11 protein-coding genes are annotated in these 13,201 nt (G+C 38.7%); 4 read left to right on the top strand and 7 right to left on the bottom strand.

Annotation, left to right across the window (positions count from 1 at the left end; translation table 11 throughout):
* Window positions 1–153 precede the first annotated feature (153 nt).
* Window positions 154–1,626: an IMP dehydrogenase gene (guaB, locus tag Q4597_RS18240; RefSeq protein ID WP_215441514.1), complete on the top strand. Its 1,473-nt coding sequence runs from the start codon at window positions 154–156 to the stop codon at window positions 1,624–1,626.
* A gap of 27 nt (window positions 1,627–1,653) precedes the next feature.
* Here the strand turns inward: guaB and Q4597_RS18235 are convergent, their stop codons facing one another.
* The 3 genes from Q4597_RS18235 to lysA all read right to left on the bottom strand — a co-directional run bounded on the left by Q4597_RS18235 (window position 1,654) and on the right by lysA (window position 6,223).
* Window positions 1,654–4,230: a M1 family aminopeptidase gene (locus Q4597_RS18235; RefSeq protein ID WP_303407518.1), complete on the bottom strand. Its 2,577-nt coding sequence runs from the start codon at window positions 4,228–4,230 to the stop codon at window positions 1,654–1,656.
* Window positions 4,231–4,388: 158 nt separating this feature from the next.
* Window positions 4,389–4,922 carry a DUF255 domain-containing protein gene (locus Q4597_RS18230; protein ID WP_303407516.1) on the bottom strand — a complete coding sequence of 178 codons (534 nt, stop codon included), beginning with the start codon at window positions 4,920–4,922 and terminating at the stop codon, window positions 4,389–4,391.
* A gap of 59 nt (window positions 4,923–4,981) precedes the next feature.
* Complete coding sequence (lysA, locus tag Q4597_RS18225; protein WP_303407514.1) at window positions 4,982–6,223, bottom strand: diaminopimelate decarboxylase; 1,242 nt, start codon at window positions 6,221–6,223, stop codon at window positions 4,982–4,984.
* Window positions 6,224–6,387: 164 nt separating this feature from the next.
* On the opposite strand from lysA, the gene Q4597_RS18220 reads away from it, so the two are divergent.
* The 3 genes from Q4597_RS18220 (at window position 6,388) to Q4597_RS18210 (ending at window position 9,018) form a co-directional block, all read left to right on the top strand.
* Window positions 6,388–7,026 (top strand): LON peptidase substrate-binding domain-containing protein, encoded by a 639-nt coding sequence (locus tag Q4597_RS18220; protein WP_215441522.1) that lies wholly within the window; start codon window positions 6,388–6,390, stop codon window positions 7,024–7,026.
* Window positions 7,027–7,214: 188 nt separating this feature from the next.
* Window positions 7,215–8,408, top strand: a complete 1,194-nt coding sequence (gene sucC / locus Q4597_RS18215) for an ADP-forming succinate--CoA ligase subunit beta (protein ID WP_215441524.1) — start codon at window positions 7,215–7,217, stop codon at window positions 8,406–8,408.
* 259 nt (window positions 8,409–8,667) lie between these two features.
* A complete protein-coding gene (locus tag Q4597_RS18210; RefSeq protein ID WP_289041361.1) occupies window positions 8,668–9,018 on the top strand; it encodes a hypothetical protein in 351 nt (116 codons plus the stop codon).
* Window positions 9,019–9,084: 66 nt separating this feature from the next.
* Here the strand turns inward: Q4597_RS18210 and ald are convergent, their stop codons facing one another.
* From ald to Q4597_RS18190, 4 genes are all read right to left on the bottom strand, one after another.
* Window positions 9,085–10,164 (bottom strand): alanine dehydrogenase, encoded by a 1,080-nt coding sequence (gene ald, locus Q4597_RS18205; RefSeq protein ID WP_215441528.1) that lies wholly within the window; start codon window positions 10,162–10,164, stop codon window positions 9,085–9,087.
* Window positions 10,165–10,206: 42 nt separating this feature from the next.
* Window positions 10,207–11,358, bottom strand: coding sequence for a permease (locus Q4597_RS18200; RefSeq protein ID WP_303407511.1), 1,152 nt, complete (start codon window positions 11,356–11,358; stop codon window positions 10,207–10,209).
* A 121-nt stretch (window positions 11,359–11,479) separates the two neighbouring features.
* Window positions 11,480–12,667, bottom strand: a complete 1,188-nt coding sequence (locus Q4597_RS18195; RefSeq protein ID WP_303407509.1) for a histidinol-phosphate transaminase — start codon at window positions 12,665–12,667, stop codon at window positions 11,480–11,482.
* A gap of 28 nt (window positions 12,668–12,695) precedes the next feature.
* Window positions 12,696–13,196 (bottom strand): hypothetical protein, encoded by a 501-nt coding sequence (locus Q4597_RS18190; protein WP_303407507.1) that lies wholly within the window; start codon window positions 13,194–13,196, stop codon window positions 12,696–12,698.
* Between the last annotated feature and the right edge of the window lie 5 nt (window positions 13,197–13,201).

Below are 13,201 nucleotides of genomic sequence, written 5' to 3'. Positions count from 1 at the left end.
ATGGAAGTAGTTTTTTGATGTGAATTAGAGATATTCGCCGTAAGAATGTGGGTGATTTCTGTAGGTTTTGTTTTGCTCGTAATCCAACATTGATAATAAGGTGATAACCAATTAATTTTACTACATTTGCACGCAATTAAATCTTTAATTGCTATGGAAGCCCACCTGAATAAAATTGTTGGAGAAGGTCTCACTTATGATGACGTACTCTTAGTCCCTGCCTTTTCTGAAGTACTCCCAAGAGAAGTAAATATTCAAACCAAATTCACTCGTAACATTACAATAAACGTACCGGTCGTTTCGGCTGCTATGGATACGGTTACGGAATCGCGAATGGCTATTGCCATAGCGCAAGAAGGTGGTATTGGTGTTCTTCATAAAAACATGACTATAGCGCAACAGGCCATTAAGGTGCGTAAAGTAAAACGTGCGGAAAGTGGTATGATCATAGACCCGGTTACGCTACCCCTAGATTCTTTTGTACGTGATGCAAAGGCCAATATGAAAGAATACAGTATTGGAGGAATACCTATTGTAGATGATGAAGGAAAGTTAATAGGTATTGTTACCAACAGAGATCTTCGTTTTGAGAAAAACAATGACCGACCTATTTCTGAGGTAATGACCTCTAAAAATTTGGTTACGGTTAGTGAAGGTACATCATTGGCCCAGGCCGAAGATATTCTTCAAGAAAATAAAATTGAAAAATTACCGGTTGTTGATAAGGATTATAAACTGGTTGGGCTAATTACTTTTAGGGATATTACAAAACTTACCCAAAAGCCAATAGCCAATAAAGATACTTACGGAAGGTTACGTGTTGCTGCGGCCATAGGAGTTACTCCTGATGCCGTAGACAGGGCCGAAGCTTTAGTTAATGCCGGTGTTGATGCCGTAGTGATTGATACCGCACACGGACATACGAAAGGTGTGGTTTCCGTTTTAAAGGAAGTGAAAAAGAAATTCCCGGATTTGGATGTTATTGTTGGTAACATTGCTACGGGCGAGGCTGCAAAATATTTGGTAGAAGCAGGAGCAGATGCCGTTAAAGTAGGTATTGGACCTGGTTCTATTTGTACCACCCGTGTGGTTGCAGGTGTTGGTTTTCCTCAATTTTCGGCCGTGCTAGAAGTGGCTGCCGCTATTAAAGGTTCTGGAGTACCTGTTATTGCCGATGGAGGAATCCGCTATACAGGTGATATACCAAAAGCGATTGCTGCAGGGGCGGATACGGTTATGTTAGGTTCTCTTTTGGCAGGAACAAAAGAGTCTCCTGGTGAGACCATAATTTATGAGGGAAGAAAATTTAAGTCTTACCGTGGTATGGGGTCTGTTGAAGCCATGAAAGAGGGTAGTAAAGACCGTTATTTCCAAGATGTAGAGGATGATATTAAAAAACTGGTGCCAGAGGGTATTGTTGGCCGTGTTCCTTACAAAGGAGAGTTGTACGAGAGTATTCACCAATTTGTTGGCGGTCTTCGTGCCGGTATGGGATATTGTGGGGCAAAAGATATTGATACGCTAAAGGAAAATGGGCGTTTTGTAAAAATTACATCTAGCGGTATTAATGAAAGCCACCCGCATGATGTAACCATAACAAAAGAATCACCTAACTATAGTAGATAGTTCATCAATTAAAAACAAAGGCCAAAATTAATTATTTTGGCCTTTGTTTTTTAAGGCATGTACCCGATAAAGGTCATCTGCAGCTTGCATTAGTTTGTTTTTGATTGTTGGTTTTAAATCGGGATTTTCGGTTAGGAAATTCTCCAATATGGTATATGCTTCAGCGGATGTATGTTTCCCGATGGTATTGTTCAGCCAGCCTTTTGGAAAGAATATATCTCCGGTTTTTTGAATTTCTTCCAGTATATCAAGACTTGCTCTCAGGTTTTTTAAGCTTTGTTTTTCGCGAAGCGGATGATTTAGATGGCTTAAGGCATCTAAGACCCACGATTCTTTCTGTCGGTTTTTTTCGTTTAGAAGAGCGTTGAAGAATTCATTTCTAACCGTTTCATCATTAGATAAAGAAGGGAGGAGAAAGTTAAATTCCGCCAATTTATCAGGATTGTCTATAGCTTTCTTGGCTTCCAATACTATATTTTCCGAATCTGGGTGATGAAAAAGAACTAAGCTTTCTGCCATAGTGGTATAATCATCCGTATTCAATTTTAAATTTGGCAGCGTAATATCCTTATGCCATACTTGATACAATTGTGTACGTGATTCCTCCAAGTAAGCAATGGAACGAAAAGTTGAAAACAAGGTTTTCTTTAGATTGGAAGGTAAGTCCGATTGCAATTGGGACCAAAGTTGCTCGGCTAGTATAGGTTGATGCTCTGTTCTTTCATCAGCGGATAAAAATGTCCAAAAAATATGGGTTATATAGCCCGAAAGTAAATTAGCTACAAGTTCATTATTTTCATGGACCAGGTGCTTGCGATAGAATTGGAGTGCCTCCTTTGGTGTAATATTCCCCCTTAGAAAATTTTCATAGATGTTGATGAACAGATATCCTCGTGCCACATCATCCGTAATTTTGGGCAGGTTTTCCGTTTCTGATTCGTGCAGCGGAAAAACGCCATAGCCCATACCATTGGAATTGTACAGGATAGATAAAGGTTTGGGTTTGCCAATGGCTTCTGGAAGGGTAATGCTGCTCCCAGTCATTTGAACGGGAATGTTTACTAAGCTATCTTGGTATACCAAGGTTAAATCAAAAGTCTGGGGCCATATGTGGTAACTATCGTCTTCTGCGGTCTGGCTTATTTCAAAAGAGGCTATGTTTTGGTTAGAATCATATACTATTTGGTCGTGAAATAAAGGCCGCCCAGCAGCATTTACCCAAGTTGCACTCCATTTTTCAACATCTACTTCAGTGTTTTTTGCCAGTATCTGTATAAGGTCGTTCCAAGTGGCATTGCCATTACTGTAGGTTTTTATATATTCCTGAATACCCTTTTGAAAAGTTTCTTTTCCTAAAATGGTTTCTAACTGGCGCATCATTATCGGAGCTTTGCTGTAAATGATACTTCCGTAAAGCGAACCTGCATTGTTGAGGTTGTTTAATTCTTGGCGAATAGGGTTGGAGCCCTTGGTTCTATCCTCACCGTACGCTCTTGGGTAGTGCGTGGTCATAAAAGAAAGGTTGTGGTTTATATCCGGAAAAGCCGGGTTGGCAATCTTATCCGCAATGAAATTGGCAAAGACTTCCTTCATCCAAACATCATTGAACCAATCCATGGTTACCAAATCTCCAAACCACGTATGGCTGGTTTCATGGGCTATGAGTTTTAACCTTCTTAATTTTTGGTTCTCAGTAGAAGTTTCATCTAAAAACAGGGCACTTTCTTTGTATTGTATTGCACCCACGTGCTCCATGCCGCCATACTGGAACCCTGGAATAGTAGCAAAATCCAACTTCTGAAAAGGGAATTTGTATTGGGTGTAATCCTCTAAAAAAGCTATGGATTGTTGGTGAAGGTTAAAAATGGTATCAGTGCTATAGGCAACCTTCTTTTTATCCGTTTCCCGGTACAACATAGTCATGCCAAAACCATTTGGATTTTGATGCGTAAGATTGAATTTACCGGCTACAAAAGAGAATAGATAAGTGCTCATTAGGTCCGTTTGGCCAAAATGATGAGTGGTAACCCCGTTATTATCCTCTTTACTTATTTCTGGAGCTCCGCACAGTACAGTCCAATCTTTTGGCGCCGTAATATCCAGAGAATAGGTAGCCTTTATGTTAGGCTGGTCAAAACATGGAAAGAGCGTTCGGGCACGGTCCGGAACTAAAAGGGTGTAGAGATAATCATCATTTCGGTTTAAAGAAGATTCCCCTGCAATGAAATCTATTTCTATTATGTTCTTCCCGGCTTTTAGGTACTTGGAGTCTATTTTAATGTGTTCATGCTCGTGAACAATGGCTGTGGTCTTGGAGTTGACGTCAATAGATTTTAAATGGGAAGTTTGTTCTTTAAAATCAAGATACAGTGGAGCATCTGCGTCAGAAATTTGAAAAGTTAAAACCAGTTGGGCCGGAATAGGCTGGGTTTTCGCTTCCGGAATTTTAAAATTAAGTTGATAGTTGACGTTGGAAACTTGGTTTTTCCTGTAAGTTGCCAACTCTAAGGAAACCCCATCTTCTAACTGAAGAGCTGTCTTGGTACGGTCTTTACAGGATAAGAAAATTAAGGCTGTAACTAATGTAATATAGAGTGCTTTCATGAACTTTTGAACGGGGAGTATTTACTTTGATGAAATGAAAGTACTTAAAAGTAAAAACGAATACAAGAGGTTTAACTAATCTAACTTTTAGAGAATAAAAAACCCTGATATTATTTTACAATATCAGGGTTTTAAAATGTTATATGTAGCTCTTTTGTTTATTTGCTTTCACCGGCATAAGTCTTCCAGTCTTGGTCCTTGTAAATATTATCGCCAAAGTATCTGGCAATATTTAAGAAAGGCTCTGGTTTTTGATAGCCCGGTACAGGAGAAAGCATGTTCATTTCTTCGTCTAGAAAAATAGTGGTTGGGTAACTTAATCTACCTTGCATAAGGGCTGCGGCAAATTCATGATATCCTTTTCTTCCAGAGGGGATAAACTTATAGGTTTTTCCTTTAAATTCAATAGGGTCCTTACCTTCACCATCTAACTTCACCATATAGAAATTATCGGCCATGTAGGCAGCAACCTCAGAATTTTGAAAGGTATCCTTGTCCATCTTTTTACACCATCCACACCAATCCGTATAGACATCTATAAAAATTTTCTTAGGATTTTTTTCCGTTGCAACTAATTCTGCCGCTTCGTTCCAGCTCAACCATTTTACCTCTTGGGCGTTCATGGTTGTGATAGTTAGCCCTATAAAGGCAAACAGGGCAAATTTTAAGGCGTATGTGGTGCGTATTTTCATTCTGATTTTTGCGGTATTAGTCCAACTAATGTACCAAAACTAACGAAAATCCAACAAGTTTATTTTGCTAAAGCCTTTTCCTTCTTGGTGGCAAAGAGATTTTTAACATCTATTTGATGTTTGATCAGGTCATCAAAAGTTTCTCGCTCCCTAATTAAAATAGCTTTGCCTTCATGCCAAAGTACTTCTGCAGGTCTAAACCTAGAATTGTAATTACTGGCCATGGTAAAGCAATATGCCCCTGCATTTTTAAAGCAAAGAATATCACCTTCACTTATTTCGTTTATTCGCTTGTTACTGGCAAAAGTATCGGTCTCACAAATGTAGCCTACCACAGAATAGTAACGTTCTCTACCTTCTGGGTTGGATATGTTAAGGATGCGATGCGTAGCCCCATAAAGCATGGGTCTAATTAAATGGTTAAAACCAGAATCAATACTAGCAAATACCGTTGAAGTAGTTTGTTTTACTACATTTACTTTAGCAAGGAAGTTACCGGCTTCACTAACCAAGAATTTCCCAGGTTCAAAAGCCAATGTAAGCTGTTTGCCGTATTCTTTACAGAACTCGTTAAAGCGGGAGCCTAGTTTTTTGCCAAGCTCTTCAACGTTGGTTTCAATATCACCTTCTTTATAAGGTACTTTAAAACCACTACCAAAATCTATAAAATCAAGGTTTTTAAAGTTTTTAGCAGTTTCAAAAAGTATCTCCGATGCATAAAGGAAAACATCAATATCCAAAATATCACTTCCGGTATGCATGTGTATACCGTTAATGTTCATGTTGGTAACATTAACAATGCGTAACAAATGTGGAATTTGATGAATGCTGATACCAAATTTGGAATCAATATGACCTACGGATATATTAGCATTTCCACCTGCCATAACATGTGGGTTGATGCGAATACAAACGGGAACATCTGGGTGCTTGCTGCCAAATTGCTCTAAAATAGAAAGGTTGTCTATATTAATGCGAACCCCCAATTTTGATGCTTCCTCTATTTCTTCCAAAGAAACACCGTTAGGTGTAAAAATGATAGATTCTGGTTTGAATCCTGCCAGAAGGCCTAATTGAACCTCTTGTATGGAAACCGTATCCAGGCCACTTCCCAAACTGTTCATTAGTTTTAAGATGGCTATATTGGATAAAGCTTTGGCGGCGTAATTAAGTTTCAACTTCTTTACACTGCTAAAGGCATTTGTAAGTCTCTCAAACTGAGAAATTATTTTTTCCGAATCGTAAACGTAAACGGGGTCTCCATATGTTTTTGCTATATTTAGCAAATCGGCATTATTCATATCTTCGGTATTTAAAGCAAATTTAACCCGTTAATCTTATATGGGCAAAAAAACCGTTACAAATATAAAAAATACAACAAATTGTTATTTTTGAAACATGAGTCTGTGTAATTTAAATTTGCGGTTCGTAATTTCGGTCGTATTTTTAGAGCAAATATTACACTATGAAATTGGCGTTATTACCACTGCAATCTATATTTTTTCCGGGCGAAACCGTACCGCTACATATTTTTGAGGATCGCTACAAGCAATTGATAAAAGATTGTAGAAATGAGGCTGTTACCTTTGGTATTCCTGTTTATATTAATGATAGTATGACTTATGGAACAGAAGTTCAATTGGTAGAAATTGTAAATACTTACGAAGACGGAGCTATGGATGTAACCTGTGTAGCACGCCAAGTTTTTCGTATCCTAAGTTTCAAAAACCAAATGGATGGCAAGCTTTACGCGGGCGGAACCATTAAATTTATTGATAGCGTAAGAGATGCGGATAAATCCTTGAAAAAGGAGGTGCTAGATAAGATTCACGAACTGTATGAGCTTATGGCCGTGCCCTATACCCCCTTGCCGTTAGAGAAGTTCAATAGTTATGTATTGGTACATAAAATGGGGCTTTCGTTTGACCAAGAGTACCAATTATTGCAAATGCCAAGTGAGCGTGATCGTTTGTTATTTATGAAGTCGCATTTAATTTCAACCATATCAATGTTGAGCGAAGTTAATCGTACCAAAAAGACCATAGAAATGAACGGCAACTTTAAAAACTTTGACCCCTTAGACTTTAAGGATTTTAATTTGTAATTCTGTTCTCATAGACCATTGTAAAACTTATTAAATAAAAAAAAGGAACGTGATTTAGGTGGATGGACCAGTTATGGGTAAGAGTTTTTAAGGCTTAGGATATATCTACGCAACTAACTCTATATTTCATTAGTCTAAATCCTCTACGTTTCCTATTTTTGCTTTCGAATCTAAATATACCTTAATATATGAATCTTCACGAGTACCAAGGAAAAGAGATTTTGGCCAGTTTCGGTGTGCGCATTCAGCGCGGTATCGTGGCCCATAATTCAAAGGAAGCCGTAGAGGCTGCCAAACAATTAACTGCCGAGACCGGAACAGGTTGGCACGTTATAAAAGCCCAGGTACATGCAGGTGGCCGTGGTAAAGGTGGAGGTGTAAAATTGGCCAAAAACCTTAAGGAAGTAGAAGAAATTGCAGGAAACATTATAGGAATGAACCTGATTACCCCACAGACTTCTGCGGCGGGTAAAAAAGTTCACCAAGTTTTAGTTGCCGAAGATGTATACTACCCAGGCGATAGTGAAACTAGTGAATTCTATATGTCAGTTCTTTTGAACAGAGGTACAGGAAGAAATATGATCATGTACTCTACCGAAGGTGGAATGGACATTGAGGAGGTTGCCGAAAGCACTCCACATCTTATTTTTACTGAAGAAATTGATCCTGCTACAGGTCTTTTACCGTTTCAAGCTAGAAAAATTGCTTTTAACCTAGGATTGTCAGGTACTGCTTTTAAAGAAATGACCAAATTTGTTGCTTCTTTGTACAAGGCTTACGTAGAGAGTGATTCCAGTATGTTTGAAATCAACCCAGTGTTGAAAACATCGGATGACAAGATAATGGCGGTAGATGCTAAGGTATCTATTGATGACAATGCGCTTTACCGTAGAAAGCAATATGCAGAAATGCGTGATTTACGAGAAGAGAACGCAATTGAAGTTGAAGCTGGTGCCTTAGGTCTAAATTATGTTGATTTAGATGGAAATGTGGGCTGTATGGTAAACGGAGCCGGATTGGCAATGGCCACGATGGATTTGATTAAAATGGCCGGTGGTGAACCAGCTAACTTTTTAGATGTTGGTGGTACAGCCGATGCTAAAAGGGTAGAAGAAGCTTTCCGTATTATCTTAAAAGACGAAGGTGTTAAAGCTATTTTGGTGAATATCTTTGGAGGTATTGTACGTTGTGACCGTGTTGCAAACGGTATTGTAGAGGCTTACAAGAATATGGGAGATGCTATTAAAGTTCCAATAATTGTTAGATTACAAGGTACCAATGCAGAAATTGCGAAGGAAATTATTGATAATTCCGGTTTGGCGGTACATTCCGCAGTACAGTTTCAAGAAGCTGCTGATAAAGTAAAAGAAGTTTTAAGCTAAAACTCACTTTTTATAAATTTTGAAAGGGATGAACCGCACGGTTCATCCCTTTTTTTATACGCATAATTGAACATTTTACAATTTGTGTTTTACTCAGGTCGAGTAAAAAGCTGAGGTATCGTTAGATTTTTTACTTGTTTTATGACATTACTGTTTTCTAGTGTTAAATTTTAGTAAATAGTCAGTATACGGGCTCTATTTTGTAATATCTTTAATGTGAATTAGTTATCTGAATTAGCAAAACAAAACAACAAACGCCATGAAAAAATCAATTTATGCATTAATGGTGATGATGGTATTTAACATAGGTTATGTTCTGGCCAACACACCCGAAGTTGAAGTACACGAACCAAAAGCATTAAAAGTTCTTACTTCACAAATTTATGAGATGTTGGGAACAAATGTAATTCCTAATGAAATAAGAGGTTCAAAAGCAGAAGTAAGAGTTGCTGTAGATGATGGAAATTATTTAAGAATCCTCTCTATAGAAACGGAGAACGAAGCCTTAAAAGATTTTTTGAAAAGTGCTATTGACTTTGAAAAATTATCAAAAGGAACTTTTGAAAAGGGTATTGTTTATCGCATTCCAATTGAAGTAGCTAAGCGATAAAAGTCAATCATTTTATAATTGAAAAAAGGTCTCCATTGGAGACCTTTTTTTATGATTATTGGTCGGTTAAAATGCTTGCATTATTTCATCATAAACAATTTCACCATTAATGATATTCAGTCCTTTTCTTAACGAGGCATCGGTATCTGTTGCATTTGCCCAGCCTAAATTGGCGAGCTTCAGCACATAGGGCAAAGTAACGTTTGTTAAGGCTACAGTAGAAGTGTAGGGAACAGCTCCCGGCATATTCGCTACGGAATAATGTACCACATCATCTATAATATAGATAGGGTCTTCGTGAGTGGTGGGTCTTGTAGTTTCCACACAGCCGCCTTGGTCCACGGCAACATCAACAATAACGGTTCCCGGACGCATTTCTTTAAGCATATCCCTAGTTATAAGATTGGGTGCTTTTGCACCTTTCAAAAGAACTCCGCCAACAATTAGGTCGTGGGTCTTTATGTGTTTACGGATATTGAATTCATTTGAAAACTCAGTAATAACATGTGGGGGCATCACATCATTTATGTGTCTAAGCCGTTTCATATTAATGTCCAAGATGGTTACTTGAGCTCCAAGCCCGGCAGCCATCTTAGCTGCTTGCACACCAACAACGCCAGCACCTAAAACTAGAACTTTTCCTGGGGCAACACCGGGAACACCTCCTAGAAGAACCCCTCTGCCTTTTGCGGGTTTTTCTAAATATTTAGCTCCCTGTTGTATGGCCATTCTTCCTGCAACCTCAGACATGGGGGTTAACAATGGCAGGGTGCCATCTTCGTCCTCAACCGTTTCGTAAGCAATGCATATAGCTTTGCTTTCTATCATTGCTTTGGTTAGAGATTCGCTAGAAGCGAAATGAAAATAAGTGAAAATAATCTGATCAGGTTGTACCAAATCGTATTCCTCGGGCATGGGTTCCTTGACTTTTACGATCATTTCACTAATGCCATAAACTTGTCCAATAGTATCTAAAATAAGGGCTCCGGCTTTTTTATAATCGTAATCAAAAAAACCGCTGCCCTCGCCAGCGGTAGATTGTACATAAACAATATGCCCATGTTTGGTGAGTTCGTAGACTCCTGCAGGAGTCATCCCTACACGATTTTCATTGTTTTTAACTTCTTTGGGAATACCGATTGTCATGCTCTTTTCTTTATATAAATTAAAATATTGGGTTCTTTTAATCTAGTTTTTTTCCGAGGTCTGTGAGTGGGTGTCTATACCCGCGTAGGTGTTAAACTGACCTGATAGTTCCGATGCTTTGCTTTTTTTTATTTTTTCAATTACATATGGAATGAAAGATACAACGATCATCCCAAAACCTATTAAAAGTAAAACCGCGGGGTTGATAAAGAAATCGCTAAAAGAGAATATACCAATACATAAAATGGTAGAAAACGGTAGGGATAACGCCAAGATGTTTACGGCAAAATTGATATCAAAGGTTGGCTTGGTTTGTTTGTCCTCTTCTTCCATTGAACTAATAGCGCTCATATGGGCAAACGGCCAGAAGCTACATGAGCTTTGCGGAAATACCACCAATAAAAGAATTAACGGGGTAGATAGCGCCGGAAACAGCAAAATGAATATAGCGGATAAACAGAACGTAATGCCTGCTCTGCGTGTTAAAAGCGAAAGGATAAGTCCAAATTCTCCGGATTTAATACGTACGGCCATACCTATGAACAAAAGTATAAGCGGTGTCATTATTACCTTAATGCTTAAAGCGGTGTCTTTTATAAAAGTGGGCAATGAGTCTAAATTAAAACCAAATGACAATAACAAAAGGCCGGCAATTATGACCATATTTATAGGCTCTTTAATTAGAGCCAGTCCTAAACCTTTAAGCTTACTGGAAGTGGACGGTTTTAAGTCTTGTAATGCTCTTTTGTGATACCAATGAGTAGCCAACATGTATAGTAGTATAAGAACAAATATTTTGTTTCCTACATCGGCCAAAGCAGCAAGAGCTAAAGAATCATCGCCTAAATAGATAGCAATAAAAGGAAAACAGGATAGACCTGGTGCCAAAGAAGGCATCAGCATCATTATGGTTCGTTTTTTTGAGTTTTCTTCTTTTGATATGGTTGAGTTCAGGAAATATTTGGTTGCCAATAGCATAACAAGGTTAAATGCCAAAGCAAGCAAGGGGAAAATTAGTAAGGAACTATCTAGTTTTATTTTGAGTAGAGCAACAAATATTACGGCTGGCAAGGCAACACTAAGAATGATAACCTTAACACCTTTTAGGTCTTGCTTAGCTACTTTTTTTTGTAATAGTAGCCCTAAACCAATAATAAGCAATAGTTCTAACGTGTTTTGAAGGGCGAAATTCATAGGGTGTAGTTTAAGAATTAATGAGTAGGTAAAAAGGATTGAAAAACCCAAAGAGAGCCGATATCTGGTAATATCAAGGCAATTGATGATTGAACCGACTCTCGGGGGTATTTCATAGCAATTATGCGAGGACTTTTTGTAAAGCGGCACCAAAAATTTCCATTTCTTCCATAGTACCCATACTTACACGACACCAGTTTTTGTCCATAATGTCAAAAGCACGCACGCCAACACGTTGCGCGGTCATTTTTTCCAAGAATTCTTTGCCTTCCATTTCAATTGGGAAAAGAATAAAGCTTGTAGAGGATGGTACGTAGCTGTATCCCATTTTATCCAGAACAGAGTAGACATATTCTCTACATTCGGCATTTAGTTTTCTTGACTTGTTTTGGAACGCTACATCGTCCATACTAACGGATGCCGCAAAAATGGTAGGGTAGGAGATGCCCATTCCGCCACGGGTTATTTTTTGGATTTTATCCAATGTAGCCTCTTGTGCCACAATGTAACCTATTCTAAGGCCTGCCATTCCGTGAATTTTAGAGAAAGTACGGGCTATAATAACGTCTTTGCCCTCGTTAATAAGGGAAACCATACTCTTTTTGGCCGCATCGTCCAAGAACCCTAAATAGGCCTCATCTATGAAAACCGTAACCTTGTCCGATACGCGGGAGCAGAAATCTACCAATTCCGCATGATCGGTCATACTACCTGTTGGGTTGTTGGGGTTACAGATGTATACCAATTTGGTATCTGCATCAATAGCTGCTTCCATAGCGGAAAGGTCATGAGACCAGTCTTCCTTTAATGGAACGGGCTTCCAAGTGGCACCAGTGGCTTCGGCAACTTTAATAAGAGACATGTAGGATGGATCAGCAGAAACAATATTTCCGCCATCGGCAAATAATACCATTGCGGTTTTTTCCAATAGATCAGAAGAACCTGGTCCCATCATAATGTTCTTGGCGGTAACTTTTTCTTCAACGGCAATTTTTTCCATTAGGTCAAAAAGTTCTTTCCATGCATATCTATTTCCCATTGGTGCCGCGTTCTTAAAGGCTTCGATAGCTTTAGGAGACGGTCCGTATGGGTTCTCATTTGCGTTTAACTTGGCCAAAAGCTCCATCGTGTCTGGAAATACATTGGCGTTATATTCTTTGAAAAACGGACTATAAAGTGTCTGCCCTTTTGCGTTAATATGTAGTCCTTTGGCATTTGATTTTCCAAAAGTTACGTGTGGAATTACCATTGCTCCTGCTGCGGTCAACATTCCTCGTTTCAACCAAGCTCTTCTGTCTAAAGTGTTCATAATGCTGTTTGTATTTAAGTTAAAAAGTCTAATTCATTTCTACTGGTAAGGCGTTGGCGCCTAAATCTCCGGAAGCAACAATGGTATCATCAGTGTCACTTAAGTAGATGTTAATGTGTGAATCCATATCAGGGATAGAATCATAAAAACTGGTGTCAGTAATAACGAAGAATTTATTCATCATAAATTCACCACTATCTCCGGAAACATCATCTAATGCAATCATTGTAGTGGTTCCGGTACCTACCATGCCATCCATAATTAAGGCAGGGTGCGATAGTCCTTCTACAGTATTGTATAGTGCAACCTGTACTAAAGTGCGATCAAGGTTGTCTTTCCAGAAAACAATTCTTCCATTTACATTTGATCCTGCTGGGTCTGTAGATGCTATGGTGTATGCCATATACTGGTTAAGTGTACCGCCACCGTCAGCTGTGGTAAGTATGGGGTCAAGTCTTTCTTGTTCGCAAGAGATAAGACCTGTAGCGACCACCATTACTACTAAAATGTTTTTTATATACTTTATCATAATTA

It is taken from the genome of Zobellia sp. 1_MG-2023 (genome assembly GCF_030549125.1).
GTDB lineage: Bacteria > Bacteroidota > Bacteroidia > Flavobacteriales > Flavobacteriaceae > Zobellia > Zobellia russellii.
This window is presented reverse-complemented; position numbering and strand designations above follow the sequence as displayed.